16 protein-coding genes and 1 pseudogene are annotated in these 16,084 nt (G+C 44.2%); 2 read left to right on the top strand and 15 right to left on the bottom strand.

The genetic code is table 11. The annotated features are described in order from the left end of the window. Window positions 1–6 precede the first annotated feature (6 nt). The 6 genes from I4V84_RS06670 to mtaB form a co-directional block, all read right to left on the bottom strand. On the bottom strand, window positions 7–345 hold the full coding sequence (locus tag I4V84_RS06670; protein WP_148461290.1) for a YlbF family regulator: 339 nt from the start codon (window positions 343–345) through the stop codon (window positions 7–9). Between the two features lie 11 nt (window positions 346–356). Beyond that, the gene (locus tag I4V84_RS06665) at window positions 357–2,219 is read right to left on the bottom strand and encodes a ribonuclease J (protein ID WP_226815527.1); all 1,863 of its coding nucleotides are present in this window, start codon (window positions 2,217–2,219) and stop codon (window positions 357–359) included. A gap of 198 nt (window positions 2,220–2,417) precedes the next feature. Beyond that, window positions 2,418–2,672 carry a DUF1292 domain-containing protein gene (locus tag I4V84_RS06660; protein ID WP_118578546.1) on the bottom strand — a complete coding sequence of 85 codons (255 nt, stop codon included), beginning with the start codon at window positions 2,670–2,672 and terminating at the stop codon, window positions 2,418–2,420. Then, entirely contained in the window at window positions 2,659–3,108 is a 450-nt protein-coding gene (gene ruvX, locus I4V84_RS06655) for a Holliday junction resolvase RuvX (protein WP_118578548.1), read from the bottom strand. The genes I4V84_RS06660 and ruvX overlap by 14 nt, the downstream gene beginning before the upstream one ends. Window positions 3,109–3,110: 2 nt before the next feature. Continuing rightward, the gene (locus tag I4V84_RS06650; protein WP_021925017.1) at window positions 3,111–3,383 is read right to left on the bottom strand and encodes an IreB family regulatory phosphoprotein; all 273 of its coding nucleotides are present in this window, start codon (window positions 3,381–3,383) and stop codon (window positions 3,111–3,113) included. A gap of 265 nt (window positions 3,384–3,648) precedes the next feature. Then, window positions 3,649–4,980, bottom strand: a complete 1,332-nt coding sequence (gene mtaB, locus I4V84_RS06645; RefSeq protein ID WP_195991456.1) for a tRNA (N(6)-L-threonylcarbamoyladenosine(37)-C(2))-methylthiotransferase MtaB — start codon at window positions 4,978–4,980, stop codon at window positions 3,649–3,651. A gap of 295 nt (window positions 4,981–5,275) precedes the next feature. Here mtaB and I4V84_RS06640 point away from each other — a divergent pair, with 295 nt between their 5' ends. Further along, complete coding sequence (locus I4V84_RS06640) at window positions 5,276–5,512, top strand: HPr family phosphocarrier protein (RefSeq protein WP_021925019.1); 237 nt, start codon at window positions 5,276–5,278, stop codon at window positions 5,510–5,512. Window positions 5,513–5,603: 91 nt separating this feature from the next. On the opposite strand, the gene thiI is transcribed toward I4V84_RS06640, so the two are convergent. Further along, a complete protein-coding gene (gene thiI / locus I4V84_RS06635; RefSeq protein ID WP_118578552.1) occupies window positions 5,604–6,785 on the bottom strand; it encodes a tRNA uracil 4-sulfurtransferase ThiI in 1,182 nt (393 codons plus the stop codon). Between the two features lie 82 nt (window positions 6,786–6,867). Continuing rightward, complete coding sequence (locus I4V84_RS06630; RefSeq protein WP_118578554.1) at window positions 6,868–8,022, bottom strand: cysteine desulfurase family protein; 1,155 nt, start codon at window positions 8,020–8,022, stop codon at window positions 6,868–6,870. Window positions 8,023–8,069: 47 nt separating this feature from the next. On the opposite strand from I4V84_RS06630, the pseudogene I4V84_RS20345 reads away from it, so the two are divergent. Then, window positions 8,070–8,240 (top strand): annotated as a pseudogene (locus I4V84_RS20345) (DUF6783 domain-containing protein); the annotation flags it as partial. On the opposite strand, the gene I4V84_RS06625 reads toward I4V84_RS20345, so the two are convergent. The 7 genes from I4V84_RS06625 to hrcA form a co-directional block, all read right to left on the bottom strand. Then, on the bottom strand, window positions 8,237–8,983 hold the full coding sequence (locus I4V84_RS06625) for a 16S rRNA (uracil(1498)-N(3))-methyltransferase (protein WP_173716407.1): 747 nt from the start codon (window positions 8,981–8,983) through the stop codon (window positions 8,237–8,239). The pseudogene I4V84_RS20345 and the gene I4V84_RS06625 overlap by 4 nt on opposite strands. A gap of 2 nt (window positions 8,984–8,985) precedes the next feature. Then, the gene (gene prmA, locus I4V84_RS06620) at window positions 8,986–9,939 is read right to left on the bottom strand and encodes a 50S ribosomal protein L11 methyltransferase (protein ID WP_195991455.1); all 954 of its coding nucleotides are present in this window, start codon (window positions 9,937–9,939) and stop codon (window positions 8,986–8,988) included. A 145-nt stretch (window positions 9,940–10,084) separates the two neighbouring features. Then, window positions 10,085–10,765: a phosphatase PAP2 family protein gene (locus tag I4V84_RS06615; protein ID WP_243284041.1), complete on the bottom strand. Its 681-nt coding sequence runs from the start codon at window positions 10,763–10,765 to the stop codon at window positions 10,085–10,087. Between the two features lie 160 nt (window positions 10,766–10,925). Further along, window positions 10,926–12,113: a molecular chaperone DnaJ gene (dnaJ, locus tag I4V84_RS06610; RefSeq protein WP_195409404.1), complete on the bottom strand. Its 1,188-nt coding sequence runs from the start codon at window positions 12,111–12,113 to the stop codon at window positions 10,926–10,928. Window positions 12,114–12,268: 155 nt separating this feature from the next. Then, on the bottom strand, window positions 12,269–14,152 hold the full coding sequence (gene dnaK, locus I4V84_RS06605) for a molecular chaperone DnaK (RefSeq protein ID WP_148461282.1): 1,884 nt from the start codon (window positions 14,150–14,152) through the stop codon (window positions 12,269–12,271). A gap of 115 nt (window positions 14,153–14,267) precedes the next feature. Next, a complete protein-coding gene (grpE, locus tag I4V84_RS06600) occupies window positions 14,268–14,918 on the bottom strand; it encodes a nucleotide exchange factor GrpE (RefSeq protein ID WP_195991463.1) in 651 nt (216 codons plus the stop codon). A 28-nt stretch (window positions 14,919–14,946) separates the two neighbouring features. Continuing rightward, window positions 14,947–15,987, bottom strand: coding sequence for a heat-inducible transcriptional repressor HrcA (hrcA, locus tag I4V84_RS06595; protein WP_187564996.1), 1,041 nt, complete (start codon window positions 15,985–15,987; stop codon window positions 14,947–14,949). Window positions 15,988–16,084 lie beyond the last annotated feature (97 nt).

Genomic DNA, 16,084 nt, shown 5'->3' with positions numbered 1-16,084 from the left:
TCCTCCTTATAACTCAGGAATGTCCAGATCGATTCCCTCTGTAAGTGTCCTGCATATCTTCTGCATAAGTTTACAAAGAGCAAGCTCCGCATCAAGAAATGCGTTTACAAGGGGATCTCTGCGCAGCTCCCTGGATTCTCTGTTGAGCTGCTCCGTTCCCCGGAACAGCTCATCTCTGTTTGCTTCATTCTGTAGTCTGAAATTGTTTCCTCTGAATGCATTCACACGGTCCATAAGCTCCGGGTTCTCCTTCAGAAGATCTCTGTATTTCTCAAATTCCTGATATTCTTCACTGTTCTGTACAGCTGCAAGAAGTGCATCTATACAGTCTTTTATCTCGTTCATCGCGCCTCAGCTTATGCCTCCATAATGATTGGAAGGATCATCGGACTTCTCTTGGTACGTTTCCATACGTAGTCGCTGAGTGCATCCTTCACTGCTGCCTTAATCTTACTCCAGTCTGTGATACCTTTATCCAGACATCCGTCAAGAGCCAGCTCCACCACTTCTCTTGCATGATCCATAAGGTCTTCTGACTCTCTTACATACACAAAACCTCTGGAAACAATATCCGGTCCTGCCAGTACCACATTGCTGTGTCTCTCTAATGTCATGACAACAATCATAATACCATCTTCGGAAAGATGCTGTCTGTCGCGAAGTACAATATTACCAACATCTCCGACTCCAAGACCGTCTACAAGAATTGCACCTGTGTGTACGGAACCAGTAACAGCCGCACTATTCTCATCAATCTCCAGAACATTTCCGGATTTCAGAATAAAAATATTGTCCTTGGAATATCCAAGTTCCTCTGCAACAAGCTTCTGGGCAGTCAGATGACGATATTCACCATGTACCGGAATTGCATATTTCGGCTTCACAAGGGAGTAGATCAGCTTAATCTCCTCCTGGCAGGCATGTCCGGATACATGTGCATCCTGGAAAATAACCTTTGCACCTTTCATGGAAAGCTCGTTGATAACCTTGGATACAGCCTTCTCATTACCTGGAATCGGATGAGAGCTGAAAATAATTGCATCATTAGGTTTAATGGTAATCTTCTTGTGGATATTAGCAGCCATACGGGAAAGAGCAGCCATGGACTCGCCCTGACTTCCTGTAGTGATCAGAACAAGCTGCTCATCCGGATAGTTCTTTACCTGGTCGATCTCGATCAGAGTCTGGTCAGGAACACGCAGATAGCCAAGTTCTGCGGCAGTGGTAATAACATTTACCATACTGCGGCCTTCTACTGCCACTTTACGTCCAAAGCGGTATGCGGTATTGATGATCTGCTGTACACGGTCTACATTGGAAGCAAACGTTGCGATAATGATTCTTGCAGTCTTATATTCATTAAAAAGATTGTCAAAAACATGACCAACTGTGCGCTCAGACATGGTAAAGCCCGGACGTTCCGCATTTGTAGAATCACACATAAGGGCAAGAACGCCTTTTCGTCCGATTTCCGCAAATCTCTGCAGATCAATGGCATCTCCAAATACAGGGGTATAGTCCACCTTGAAGTCACCTGTGTGTACGACGATTCCCACAGGAGAATAAATAGCCAGTGCAGATGCATCCTGGATACTATGGTTCGTCTTAATAAATTCAATAGCAAAATCACCAAGATTGATCACCTGACCGTGTTTTACTTCTTTTAACTTGGTAGTCTTAGTCAGATTATGCTCTTTCAGCTTGTTGCTGATCAGCGCAAGAGTCAGTTTGGTGGAGTAGATCGGTGCATTTACTTCCTTCAGTACATATGGAAGCGCACCAATATGATCCTCATGACCATGGGTGATCACAAATCCTTTCACCTTGGAAATATTCTCTTTCAGGTAGGTAATATCCGGAATTACAAGATCGATTCCCGGCATATCATCTTCTGGAAAAGCAAGTCCGCAGTCTACTACCACTATACTGTCTTCATACTCAAAAGCTGTAATATTCATTCCAATCTGCTCCAGACCACCAAGTGGAATGATCTTCAGCTTGGAGCCATTGTTAGTTTTACGTGGTCTCTTTAAGGCAGGCTTGCCCTGACCGCGGAACTGAGGTTTATAATTCCCCTTAGTCTGCTTATCCTGTCCTTGTTTCTGACCATCTTTTCCTTCCTTTTTCGGCTGTGCCTTATATCTGTAATTTTTATGTCTGAAATTTGGTTTTCTTGTTCCGTTTCCGGCTGCCGGAGTCCTTTGCCCGTTGTTGTTCATTTCATTTTCCGTCTTCAATCAATCTATCCTCCATTTTGCGCACTTTATCCTCCAAACTCACGCTACCAGGATAAAGCGACTTTATTTTGTTTCGGCTGGTAACTGTTCAGTAACTTCACAGTTACACGCTTCACGATGCACAAAATAACATGCAAAGCATGATTTCGCATCACTGTTCACGATCTGCCCAGCAAATTATTACATTTCAAGATCTACGTCGTCCAACATCTGTTCAAATACTTTGGAAATTGCCACCAGTTCTTCATCATCTTCTACCATCTCATAGCTGGCTTCTTCGCTTCCCTCTTCTGAAACATCTTTCATAATATAGGCATTTGCCTCATCGTCCTGTGAATCGGAAACCAGAAGATAAGTGATTCCTGCAACTGTAGTCTGTTCTTCCACAAAAAATTCTATAATCCCATCCTCAGATTGAAATTTAATTTTCTCCATTATTTTCGTCCTTATTCATATTCATTCGGTCTAAGTATCCCTGTAAGATCAAAACCGCAGCCATCTGATCGAGAAACTGCTTCCTGTTCTCACGTCTGACACCGGTCTCCATCAAAGTACGCTCCGCTTCTGCCGTAGTCAGTCGTTCATCCCACATCACAACAGGCAGGCCAGTCCTCTTCTCCAGCTTTTCTTTAAACTCAAGAGATTTCACCGCCCGCTCGCCTACAGTATTATTCATGTTCTTCGGATATCCAAGTACAATACGCTCTACCTGATACTCCGAAATCAGTTCTTCAATCCGTGCCATCGTCTGGCGAAGCTTATTCTCCTGCTTGCGCCAGACAGTCTCCACACCTTGTGCGGTAAGTCCCAGTGGATCACTGACGGCAACGCCCACCGTCTTGGAACCGTAGTCTAATCCCATTAATCTCATAATCAGTATTCCCAGGATCTGTTCTTAATATACTCGGTCAGCAATTCCTCAACAAGTTCGTCACGCTCAACCTTCATGATCATGCTTCTGGCACCCTTATGGCTGGTGATATAAGTCGGATCACCGGACATAATATAACCTACGATCTGATTCACAGGATTATAGCCTTTTTCTTCCATTGCGTTGTAAACCAGGTCCAGGATTTCTTTTACTTCAAGCTCCTGATCTGGTTTTGTTCTGAAATATTGTGTACTTCCCAGATTATTTTCTGCCATTTTTCTCACGTCCTTACGATTATTTCTTTTTTATTTTAATATAATTACGTGTAAATTACAATCCTAATTTTGCATTGCCTGTCATTTCCGCAATTGTGTGGTTACTGGTCACGACCTGCCCAGTAACCCGCTTCGCGATGCACAGAAATCATGCATTCGCATGATTTCGCGCTGAGATTCTCGGGTTTTCTGTGAACTTTGTTCACAAAAAACACCTCGCGGAACGTTACCAGTGAACAGTAATAATTATGTTACTGGTCACGCCCTACAGAACCTGTATTTCTTCTCCCTGCAGAATATGTGGCTGCAAAGTTTTTTCCACTTTCACCGCCAGAATATCATTTACACCGTATTTCTCCGTTTTCGGCACCGCCACTTTCACATATTCTCTGGAATGTCCCAGATAATATGCTTTTCCATCAATTTCCACTTCCTCCTCCAGAAGTACCTCCAGAGTCTTTCCAAGAAGAGAAGTCTCATATTCTGCTGCACGCTTCTGGTGCAGCTCCAGCATTTTGTCACTTCTCACAGCTTTTTCTGCCTCTGTCAGCTGACCGGACATAGCCGCAGCCTTAGTTCCATGGCGACGGGAATATTTAAAAATATGGGTTTCATAAAAATAAATATCTTTCACAAAATCATAGGAAGCCTGAAAATCCTCTTCTGTTTCCATTGGAAAACCAACGATCACATCTGTTGTCAGTGCTGGATTTCCGAAATATTTGCGAAGAAGTTCACATCTTGCTTTATACTCCGCGCTTCTGTATCGTCTGTTCATTCTCTCCAGAGTCGTATCGCATCCGCTCTGCAGAGAAAGATGAAAATGAGGGCAGACTTTTGACATAGAAGACAGCTCTTTTGCAAATTCTTCTGTGACGATTCCCGGTTCCAGGGAACCAAGGCGGATTCTCTGAATTCCTTCCACTTCATTTACTGCCTGAATAAGAGAAAGCAAAGTTTCTTTTTTGTCCTCAGGAAAATCCACTCCATAGGAACTGAGATGAATTCCTGTAAGCACCACTTCTTTGTAGCCGGCTTTGGCCAGCTTGTGCACTTCATTTAAAATATTCTCTTTTTCCCTGCTTCGCACGCGGCCTCTTGCGTAGGGAATGATACAATAGGTGCAAAACTGGTTGCAGCCATCCTGCACCTTAATATAAGCACGTACATGCTCAGCTGTACGGCTGATTTCCAGTTCTTCATATTCCTTTGTCTGGTTAATCTTAATAATATGAGCCTGACGCTGGTGTTCTTTTTCAAATTCAGCCAGAACTTCCACAATATTTTTTTTCTGGTTATTTCCAAGTACCAGATCTACTGCTTCGTCCGTTTCCAGTTTTCCCTCGTCAGTCTGTACATAACATCCTGTTGCTACTACCACCGCATCCGGGTTCATCTTTTTCGCCTTGTGAAGCATCTGACGGGACTTACGGTCTGCAATATTTGTTACCGTACAGGTATTTATTACGTAAACATCAGCACCTGGTTCAAAAGGTACAATTTCATACCCTGCCTGTTCCAGAAGCTGCTGCATAGCTTCCAGCTCATAAGAGTTTACTTTACATCCAAGATTGTGTAATGCAACCTTTTTTTTCATTTTTTCCTCCAAAACTAGTACTGTCCACACCATGCAGGATAATTTCTCCGCGGTGCACAGAATTCATGCAAATACGTGATTTCGTGCCGCACTTCCCGGATCTTCTGTAAATTTCATTCACGAAAAGCATCCCGCGGAATATTACCAGTACACAGTAATGTTGTAAATTTTTTATACATTTTCACTAATTCTGCTGCCATTTTTTCTCTTTTTTCACCTTGACTTTTATCCTGCCTACAGGTAATATGAGTACTGTAAAGCAAACTACTAACAATCCAAGGGAGGTTATATCACAATGAAAACAGCAAAAATCTCACTTAACTCTATTGATAAAGTGAAAGCATTTGTAAACGAGATCAGCAAATTTGACTGCGACTTCGACCTGGTATCCGGAAGATATGTGATTGACGCTAAATCTATCATGGGTATCTTCAGCCTGGATTTATCCAAACCGATCGACCTCAATATCCATGCTGACGGAGCTGCTCTTGACAGCGTTATGGAAATCATCGACAAATATACAGTTGAATAATTAAATATTCGATTGTCAGAGGAACTGTTCACAGTTCCTCTTTTTGTTTTTTCGATGACTTCATGCAGTCTCTGAGTACTTTTCCACTTTTTTACTGGATTTCAATCACTTCTGCAGTGCTAAGTGCCGCTTCCATCAGTTCATCAATTTTCTCAGCCAGTTTCTCCTCTGACTTGCGGATCACATTCAGATTCGGCTTTGTAACCGGATGCTTTGCGACAAAAATAGTACAGCAATCTTCATATGGAAGAACAGAAGTGTCATAAGTTCCAATCTCCCAGGAACGCTCTACAATTTCCTGTTTATCAAACCCAATCACCGGACGATATACCGGTAATGTACACACTTCATTTGTTGCTGCAAGACTCTGCAGGGTCTGGCTTGCAACCTGTCCAATGCTTTCACCGGTAATAAGTCCAAGACAGTTATCCTTCTTTGCAAAATGCTCTGCAATTCTCATCATATAACGGCGCATAATGATAGTAAGCTCATCATGTGGACACTGATCGTAAATGTACAGCTGAATGTCTGTGAAATTTACTACATGAAGCCTGATCGGTCCACTGTATTTTGCCACCAGCTTCGCCAGGTCCACAACCTTCTGTTTCGCACGCTCGCTGGTATACGGCGGAGCATGGAAATAAACGGCTTCAATCTTAACTCCTCGCTTTGCGATCATATATCCGGCCACTGGGCTGTCAATTCCGCCGGAAAGAAGCAGCATTGCCTTTCCATTGGTTCCAACCGGCATTCCGCCAGGTCCCTTGATGCTCTTGGAATATACATAAATTTTCTCACGGATCTCAACAGAAACGGTAAGTTCAGGCTGATGTACATCCACCTTTGCCTCCGGAAAAGCATCCAGAATGCTTTCACCGATTCTTGCACTTACTTCCATGGAATTTACCGGATAGGACTTCTTTGCACGTCTTGTATATACCTTGAAGGTGCCGTGATAATCCGGATGTACATTCTTCATGTACTCCACAACGTCAGAGCGCATCTGCTCAAATCCTTTGTCCTCGTAGATCACTACCGGACAGATATAAACAATACCGAATACTGTTTTTAATGCAGCTACAGCCTCCTCAAAATCGTATTCCTCCGGACAGAATACATAAACACGGCCCTGCTCCTTCACAACGCGGTAATCGCCCTCTATCTTAGAAAGAGCAATATTCATCTGCTTCACAAGGGCATCTTCAAACAGATATCGATTTTTACCCTTGATAGCTATTTCTGCGTATTTTATTAAAAATGCGTGAAATATCATTTGATTTCCTCCTGTTTCTTTATGTTATGCGGCTGCCGGACTTTCCCCGGCGCTGCATTTCATTCTTCTTTTCCTCACTGCATCAGTGTCTGGAATATCTCCGAAGCATAGGCAGTACCTGCCCGATCACTTCCAATGCATAATCCACTTCTTCAAATGTATTTTCCTCTGAAAAACTGAATCTCAGCGTACTTTCTCTTTGGGCTGCTTCCATTCCCATTGCACTTAAGGTTCCGGCAGCTTTTCTTTTGTGGCTGGAGCAGGCGCTTCCGGCTGAAACATAAATGCCTTTTTCTTCCAGAGTATGAAGCAGCACTTCGCTTCTCACGCCCAGAAAGCTGGCGCTTAAGATCTGAGGTGCACCTTCTCTTATCTCCATTCCGTTGAGACGAACATCAGGAAGTTTCAGAAAACCTTCTGCAAGGCGTTCCTTCAGCTGATACATATGCTCAATTTTCTTATCAAAATCCGTGTAGACCATCTTTGCAGCAACACCCAGTCCTGCAATTCCAGGTACATTATCTGTACCGGACCGCATACCGGCCTGCTGGCCGCCGCCTAAGATCTGAGGCTGAATCCTGGCTTTCTCATTGATATATAAAAATCCTACACCTTTAGGCCCGTGAATCTTATGGCTGCTCACAGAGAGCATATCAATTCCTGCCTTTTTGGGATAAATACGGTATTTTCCAAATGCCTGGATCGCATCTACATGATACAGAGCCTTCGGGCTTTTCTCATGAACCAGTTTTGCAATCTCTTCCACTGGCATCACAGCACCAACCTCATTGTTTACATACATAGTAGATACCAGAATCGTATCCGGGCGCAAAGCTTTCTCTAACGCCTCCAGCTGAACCACACCCCTGTGATCTACAGGAACTATCGTCACCTCATATCCCATCTGTTCCAGGCGCTCTGCAGGCTGTCCTACAGCTGCATGCTCCACTGAAGTGGTGATAATATGGTTTCCGCTTCTTTTATTTGCATCCGCTCCGCCAAACAAGGCCAGATTATTTGACTCTGTTCCGCCAGAGGTGAAAATGATTTCTTTTTCATTTACCTTGAGAATTTTGGCAAGTATCTGTGCAGCTTCACGGACATACTTTTCCGCTTCCACACCTTTTAAATGCATGGCAGAAGGATTTCCAAAATCCTCTGTCATTGTTTTTACTACAATCTCTGCCACCTCAGGATAACATCTTGTGGTAGCAGAGTTATCAAAATATGCTTCCATTTCTTACTTTTCCTCTTTTTTCCAGAGCATGTTAAAAAAAGGCTTTCTGCAAGATGTGCATCACAATTTGCGGAAGCCTTTACCCGGATAAGGGCGCAGCAGCGAGCTGCGGCAGCCGAATTCAGGTGAAGCATACCGCAAAGTGGGGCGTGCAGATTGCTGAAATGATTTTTCAAACAGGCTCTGGCACGTCTTGCAGATTGCTAAAATATTTTTAAACAGACTCAAGCGTATACATCAGAATAGACAGCATGGTCATACCTGCTGTCTCTGTGCGCAGGATTCTTTTTCCCAGGGTCACCGGTTTCCCTCCGGCTTCCATGGCATCTCTCACTTCTTCCTCCTCAAAACCGCCTTCCGGGCCAATAAAAATCCCCACAGATTGTCCAGGCTGAATTGCCGCCAGGATTTCCCGGGTCTCTTTCATACCTTGGGCAAGCTCATAAGGAATCAGAACCACATCCAGTCCTTTTGCAAAGGCAAGTGCTTCTTTCCAGTTCATTACATTTTTCACTTCCGGGATTAGCATACGCTTAGACTGCTTAGCTGCGCTCTCGGAAATCTGCTGCCATCTGGTAACCTTCTTCTGCGCTTTCTTTGCGTCCAGCTTCACCACACATCTCCTTGTTTCAACTGGAACAACAGCGTAAGCGCCAAGCTCCACAGCCTTCTGAATGATCAGTTCCATTTTATCCCCTTTAGGAAGTCCCTGGAACAAATAAATCCGGCTTGGGAGCTCATACTGGGATTCCTGGGCATAAAGGATATGAAGAACTGCGCTGTCCTCCTGAAATTCTTCTATGGTACAGTGATATTCCTTCTCACTGCCATCGCTGATCCAAACGTCCTCACCAATGCGCATGCGAAGAACATTTTTCATATGGTTCAGATCCGGGCCGGTAAGGGTAATCCTGTGTTCTTCCTCAAGGACCTGATAAGGCTCCACAAAAAAGCGCTGCATAATTATTCCTTTCTGGCTGTGACAGATACCCATTCTCCCTGATGGGTTACCTCAACCAGCTGAAGCCCGGCGTCTTTCACTGCCTTTACCACTACTTCTTCTTTCACATCCAGGATTCCAGAGGTGATATAGTAAGCACCCTTTTTCATCTGATTTACGATAACCGGTGTGAGAGGCACCAGTACATCTGCCAGGATATTAGCCGTTACAATGTCATATTTCTCATATCCAACCGTGTCCTGAACTTCTTTATCATCAATGATGTTTCCAATGAGCATGTCAAAAGTCTCATCCTTAATATCGTTAGCCTCTTTATTGTCTGCCACTGCCGGAATTGCACAGGGATCAAGGTCAGTTCCCACAACATGAGCAGCGCCCAGCTTCAAAGCTACAATTCCAAGAATACCGCTTCCGGTTCCAACATCCAGCATCTGGGTGTCTTTTGTCACAAATTTCTTCAGCTGACGAATTACCAGCTGGGTTGTCTCGTGCATACCAGTTCCAAAAGCTGTACCTGGATCAATGTGAAGGATCATCTTATCTTTATCTTCTTCCTTCACTTCTTCCCAGGATGGAACAATAAGAATGTCATCTACATAGAACTGATGGAAATATTCCTTCCAGTTATTGATCCAGTCTTTGTCCTCTGTCTGGGATTCTGTGATGGTGCCTTCACCGATATCCATGTATCCGCGTACTTCTTCAAGGACAGCACGTACTCTCTCGAGAACAGGCGTAGTTTCTGTGTCCTCTTCCAGATAAAAATTCAGATAGGCGATTCCATCATCCGCTGGACCTTCCGGCATAATATCCACAAACATCTGCTCTTTATCTGTCTCGGTAAGAGGCTGTTTGTCCTGAATCTCTACGCCCTCAACTCCAACGTCTGCAAGGGCAGAGATGATAACGTCTTCTGCTTCTGTTTTTGTTTTGATGGTAAAGCGATTCCACTTCATACTATTTCTCCAATCTTTTTATTGAAAGCTGTTTCTTCATAATCACAATATGGTATTTTTTTACATCTTTCGAAACGGTTGTTATCTGTTACTTTATTCTGATTTTTCAATTCACCTGACCAATTACTGGTTTTTTATGTCCATGTTACTTCTTTTTATGTGCAAAAATATGCACAACCCACTTATGTCGCTGCCCTTTCTGATAAAATCTCCAGAAAAACTCTACCAGAAGCAACGCCGCTGCTGCATCCACAATGTAATGCTGCTTCAGCACCTGGGTAGAGATAATGATCAGAATTGCAAATACCAGAGAAAATCTCTGATACCATTTCGGCACCTTCTCTGAGCCTTCCACACCTTTCCAGCACATCCAGCTCACATAGCAGTGGATAGAGGGAAACAAATTAGAAGGACTGTTCCCGCCATCCAGGGAATATACCAGAGCGAGAATCTTTTCCGAAAGGGTATTTCCTGGGATCTCCGGTCTTATATTGGTGGTCGGTATTAAAATAAAGCAGATAAAGCAAATAAAATGTATGGTCAGATCTGTGGCAACAAACCGGTAAAACATATCCTTACCACGCCTTGCCACCAGCAAATACCCCACCGCCCAGAATGGAAATGCCAGAATATAAAACCACACAAATACAGGCAGTAAAGGAACTTCCCTGTCAAATGCCATCGTAAAATCAAAGTGATACCTGCCAGCTGTAAGCGCACTGCTTCCCCAGTAAATCAGACAATTCACTGCCATGATGGTCACAAGAGGTACAATAGACCACAGGGGAATATATCGGTTTAACAAATCTCTTTTCTTTGTTTTCAAGGCAAAACTCCTTTCCGGACTCTTGCGATGTTACTGCTCATTTCCTGACCAGCAGCACGGACAGTAACGTTGCGGCTACCCTTTAATATACAATAAGTAACAAAAAAAGAAAAGAGGATATCTCCCCTTTTCTTTATTCTTTTATGGAAAAACTGATTTTTTACTCTTCAAAGGTCTCTTTTAATTTGTCCATGAAGCTTTTTTTCTTCTTTTCGGACTTTTCTGTGCTATCGCCGGCACTGCCTGCAGGACGATTGCCGCATGCCTCGTCAAATTTGCGGAGAGCTTCTTTCGCGTCCTCATTCAGGTTGGTTGGTACCTGAACAACCAGAGTTACGTAGTGATCACCACGAACATTCTTGTTTCGAAGGGACGGAACACCTTTGCCCTTCAGACGGATTCTGGTATCTGTCTGAGTTCCTGGTTTCACTTCATAGAGAACTTCTCCATCTACTGTATTCAGTTTGACTTCGCCGCCAAGCGCTGCCTGTGCATAAGTAATCGGTGCAGTAGAGTAAATATTCATATCCTGTCTCTGGAAAATCGGATGGCGTGCTACATTTACTTCTACCAGCAGATCGCCTCTCGGACCTCCATTTGTGCCAGGCTCACCTTTATCACGGATACGGATACTCTGACCATTGTCAATACCAGCCGGAATAGATACCTTAATTTTCTTGCGATTGGAAATGTATCCGGTACCACGGCAATCCGGGCATTTATCTTTGATGATCTTACCTGTCCCATGACAATCCGGACACACCTGAACGTTACGAACCATGCCAAACATGGACTGCTGGGTGTAAACGATCTGTCCTTCACCATTACATTTCGGACAGGTAACCGGTGAGGTACCAGCCTTAGCTCCAGAACCGTGACAGGAAGTACATTCCTCTTTCAGAGTAATCTCAAGTTCTTTCTCACAGCCAAATACAGCATCCTCAAAGGTGATGTTCACGCGTGCACGCAGGTTTGCCCCCTTCATAGGTCCATTATTGGCACGTCTGCGGCTTCCGCCGCCTCCAAACAGATCTCCGAAAATATCTCCGAAGATATCCCCCATGTCTGCGCCGGAGAAATCAAAGCCGCCGAAACCGCCTGCTCCGCCACCGCCGCCGTTTTCAAAAGCGGCATGACCAAACTGATCATACTGTCTTCTCTTGTCCGGGTCACTTAAGACGCTGTAAGCCTCTGTTGCCTCTTTGAATTTCGCTTCAGCTTCCTTATCTCCCGGATTTACGTCGGGATGATACTTCTTGGCAAGCTGACGATATGCTTTTTTTAATGTAGCGTCATCGGCGCTCTTATCAACGCCTAAGACTTCATAGTAATCTCTTTTATCAGCCATGATTTCTTTCTTTTCCTAACTTTTTGTATTTGGTTATCTTATGGAAGACGCCAGCGGCGCATTTCCTGTAATATGTCTTTCACCACCACTGCCCGGTCATGAATCATGACCGGGCTGTAGTTTCATGTTCCGAAATATTGGAACTTATTATTCAATTAAACCTCTTTGTAGTCAGCATCTACAACATCATCGCCGTAACCAGCCTCGTTACCGCCCTGGGAAGCTCCTCCCATGTCCGGTCCAGGGCCTGCCTGACCAGCACCACCCTGTGGGTTCTGTGCTTCATACATTTTTGCGAAAAGCTTCTGAGCACTTTCCATCATCTTCTCCTGAGCAGCTTTGATCTCAGCGACCTGAGCATCTCCGATCTCATCTGTATTTGCATATTTAGCAAGGATATCTTTTAATGCATTTAAGTCAGCCTCTACGGAAGCTTTGTCATTTGCATCCAGTTTATCGCCTGCTTCTTTCAGTGCATTCTCAACCTGGAATACCATGGAGTCTGCATTGTTCTTTGTATCAATTGCCTCTTTACGTTTCTTATCCTGAGCTTCGAACTCAGCAGCTTCTTTAACAGCCTTGTCAATATCAGACTCGGACATGTTAGAACCAGCTGTGATTGTAATGTGCTGCTCTTTACCTGTTCCAAGATCCTTAGCAGATACATTTACGATACCGTTGGCATCAATATCGAATGTAACCTCGATCTGCGGAACACCACGACGTGCTGGCGGGATTCCATCCAGACGGAACTGTCCAAGGGACTTGTTGTCTTTCGCGAACTGACGCTCACCCTGTAATACATTGATATCTACAGCGGTCTGATTATCAGCTGCTGTGGAGAAAATCTGGCTCTTCTTGGTCGGGATTGTTGTATTTCTCTCGATCAGACGTGTTGCAATACCACCCATTGTCTCGATGGACAGGGAAAGTGGAGTAACATCAAGAAGAAGGATGTCACCTGCACCAGCCTCACCGGAAAGCTTACCACCCTGGATAGAAGCACCAAGTGCAACACACTCATCCGGGTTCAGGGCCTTGCTTGGCTCTTTGCCAGTCAACTGTCTTACTTTATCCTGTACAGCCGGGATACGTGTAGAACCACCAACCAGAAGCACCTGTCCAAGATCAGAAGCAGTAAGTCCTGCATCAGAAAGTGCACGGCGAACCGGCTCTGCTGTTTTCTCAACAAGATCGTGTGTAAGTTCGTCAAATTTAGCTCTTGTAAGGTTCATATCAAAATGCTTCGGTCCTTCAGCTGTTGCTGTGATGAATGGCAGGTTGATATTGGTTGTTGTTGCGGAAGAAAGCTCTTTCTTAGCTTTCTCAGCAGCTTCTTTCAGTCTCTGAAGAGCCATCTTATCGTTGCTTAAGTCAACGCCCTCTGTTCTCTTGAACTCAGAAAGCATATAGTCTGTAATTCTCTGGTCAAAGTCATCACCACCAAGACGGTTGTTACCAGCTGTTGCCAGAACTTCGATAACTCCATCACCAATCTCAATAATGGAAACATCGAATGTACCACCACCAAGATCATAAACCATGATCTTCTGCTCTTTCTCATTGTCAAGACCATATGCAAGAGCTGCTGCTGTAGGCTCGTTGATAATACGTTTTACATCAAGGCCTGCAATCTTACCAGCATCCTTGGTTGCCTGACGCTGAGCATCATTGAAATATGCCGGAACAGTGATAACTGCTTCTGTAACAGACTCTCCAAGGTATCCTTCAGCATCTTTTTTCAGTTTCTGAAGAATCATAGCGGAAATTTCCTGTGGGGAATATTTCTTATCATCAATTGTTACACGGTAATCTGTACCCATCTCTCTCTTGATGGAAGAGATTGTTTTCTCTGCGTTTGTTACTGCCTGGCGTTTTGCAGGCTCACCTACCAGACGCTCACCTGTCTTTGTGAATGCTACAACAGATGGTGTTGTTCTGGATCCTTCTGTATTTGCGATAACGGTTGGCTGTCCACCTTCCATAACAGCTACACAGCTGTTTGTTGTACCTAAATCAATACCAATGATTTTTCCCATGATAATTTTCCTCCTGTTTAAAAATTCATGGTTGCTGTCCATTACACGAACAGTAACATTTATACTTTGTTTTTAGAAAATGTCGATGAAGTTTGATTCTCCAAGCTGCTTTCTGTTAATTAGCAACTTTTACCATACTGTGTCTTACAACGAAATCCTTGTAGGTATATCCCTTCTGGAATTCCTCTACGACGATGTTCTCGCCAACGGATTCGTCCTCCACATGCATCACTGCATTATGCAGATTCGGATCAAATTCCTTACCTACAGCTTCGATTGGCTTCACACCCATCTCATCAAAAGCTGTCATCATCTGCCTGTAGATCATCTTCATGCCTTCTGCAAATGAATCATCCTCCGGTGCCTGTGCAAGACCTCTTTCGAAGTTATCCACGATCGGAAGCATTTTTTCAACGATGTCCCTGGCGCCGATGATGTACATGCTGGATTTCTCCTTCTCCGTTCTTTTACGGTAGTTATCGAATTCAGCCATGCTGCGCTTCAGTCTGTCTGTAAGCTCCTCGACCTGCTGTTCAAATTTATCTTTCTCTTTTTTCTTCTTACCGAAGAAAGAAGTTTTTGTCTTGGTTTCCGGTTCCTTCTGAGATTCGGTTTCCTGATCTGACTGCTCAGTTTCTTCTGTCTGTGCAGGTTCCTCGGAAGTCTCCTCTTCTGCTGTCTGGGCTGTATCTGCTGCCTCTTCTTCGCTTCCGTCTGTTACCGGAATGTCAACTGCTTCTTCCTGTACTTCGGCTTCTTTATTCATTTCTTCTGACACGCTTTCAACCGCCTTTCTAGGTTTTCTTATTTACCATTTCGTCAAGCTGGACTTTTAATTTCTTTAAGCTGTCCACTACATTCTCGTAATCCATTCGCTTGGGACCGATGATTCCAATAGTTCCACGCATTCCATCTCCCAGCTCATAAGTAGCTGTGACCACACTGCAGTCTTTCATGGTACGTACCGGAACTTCATCCCCGATGTATATCTGAACTCCTGTGTTCTCCGAGTCTCCCATTTCCTCACGGACCATATCCGCAAGTTCCTGCTTATCCTCGAAAGTAGAAATCAGCTCACTGGCTCTGGATGTATCTGCAAGCTCTGGATACTTAAATATGTTGGTCGCTCCCGACGTATATACTTTCATATCTTCTTCGTCCACGTGAATTGTAGCTGCAACTGCGTCCAGCACATCTGCAACCACACCGCTGTGGCTACCCGCCTGTTCTTTTAATCTAGCAATCATGCCCAGATTAATATCCTGGATGGGTACGCCGTTCAGGTTCGTGTTAAGAAGAAGATTCAGCTTCAGGATCGTCTGATCATCCATCTCCTCATCAATATTAATGATCTGGTTCCGAATGACATTACCCTCACATACAACTACGGCAATCAGCTGCCGCTCATTGACTCGTGAAAGCTGAATGAACTTCAGGGTGCTTCCCTTATACTGGGGAACCGCAACCATAGCCGCATAATTGGTATCCGTGGCAAGAACCTTCGCCACCTGCCTGAGCACCTTATCCATCTTATCTGATTTCTCAATCATCAGATCACGGATTTCTGCGATCTCGGCTTCCTTCTCCCTGGTAAGCTCATCTACATAAAGGCGATAGCCTTTATCTGATGGAATTCTTCCGGCTGAGGTGTGGGGCTGTACGATGTAGCCCATATCCGTCAGGTCGGACATCTCATTTCGGATAGTAGCAGAGCTGACATTCAGATCCGGATACTTGGAAATAGTTCTGGAGCCTACAGGCTCACCTGTTTCCATATAAGTTTTGATGATTGCTTTCAGTATTTTCCGTTTGCGCTCATCTAATACTTCATCCATGAAATATCTGCTCCTTCCTGAAAAGCAGACGGTCAAACCTGATTCTGATTTCCGTCTGGCTTCTTCGAATTCCTTTTGTTAGCACTCATTATTTAGG

It is taken from the genome of Ruminococcus sp. 1001713B170207_170306_F1 (assembly GCF_015668065.1).
GTDB classification, from domain to species: domain Bacteria; phylum Bacillota; class Clostridia; order Lachnospirales; family Lachnospiraceae; genus Blautia_A; species Blautia_A faecis.
Note: the sequence above shows the minus strand (reverse complement) of the source record. Positions and strands in the feature narration are given on the sequence as shown.

Excerpts from the sequence above, each read along its gene's own strand:
- I4V84_RS06660 (WP_118578546.1), bottom strand. The coding sequence starts at position 2,672 with ATGGAGAAAATTAAATTTCAATCTGAGGATGGGATTATAGAATTTTTT.
- I4V84_RS06640 (WP_021925019.1), top strand. The coding sequence starts at position 5,276 with ATGAAAACAGCAAAAATCTCACTTAACTCTATTGATAAAGTGAAAGCA.
- I4V84_RS06625 (WP_173716407.1), bottom strand. The coding sequence starts at position 8,983 with ATGCAGCGCTTTTTTGTGGAGCCTTATCAGGTCCTTGAGGAAGAACAC.
- dnaK (WP_148461282.1), bottom strand. The coding sequence starts at position 14,152 with ATGGGAAAAATCATTGGTATTGATTTAGGTACAACAAACAGCTGTGTA.
- ruvX (WP_118578548.1), bottom strand. The coding sequence starts at position 3,108 with ATGAGATTAATGGGATTAGACTACGGTTCCAAGACGGTGGGCGTTGCC.
- I4V84_RS06665 (WP_226815527.1), bottom strand. The coding sequence starts at position 2,219 with ATGAACAACAACGGGCAAAGGACTCCGGCAGCCGGAAACGGAACAAGA.
- thiI (WP_118578552.1), bottom strand. The coding sequence starts at position 6,785 with ATGATATTTCACGCATTTTTAATAAAATACGCAGAAATAGCTATCAAG.
- I4V84_RS06650 (WP_021925017.1), bottom strand. The coding sequence starts at position 3,383 with ATGGCAGAAAATAATCTGGGAAGTACACAATATTTCAGAACAAAACCA.
- mtaB (WP_195991456.1), bottom strand. The coding sequence starts at position 4,980 with ATGAAAAAAAAGGTTGCATTACACAATCTTGGATGTAAAGTAAACTCT.
- I4V84_RS06630 (WP_118578554.1), bottom strand. The coding sequence starts at position 8,022 with ATGGAAGCATATTTTGATAACTCTGCTACCACAAGATGTTATCCTGAG.
- dnaJ (WP_195409404.1), bottom strand. The coding sequence starts at position 12,113 with ATGGCTGATAAAAGAGATTACTATGAAGTCTTAGGCGTTGATAAGAGC.
- I4V84_RS06670 (WP_148461290.1), bottom strand. The coding sequence starts at position 345 with ATGAACGAGATAAAAGACTGTATAGATGCACTTCTTGCAGCTGTACAG.
- hrcA (WP_187564996.1), bottom strand. The coding sequence starts at position 15,987 with ATGGATGAAGTATTAGATGAGCGCAAACGGAAAATACTGAAAGCAATC.
- prmA (WP_195991455.1), bottom strand. The coding sequence starts at position 9,939 with ATGAAGTGGAATCGCTTTACCATCAAAACAAAAACAGAAGCAGAAGAC.
- grpE (WP_195991463.1), bottom strand. The coding sequence starts at position 14,918 with ATGAATAAAGAAGCCGAAGTACAGGAAGAAGCAGTTGACATTCCGGTA.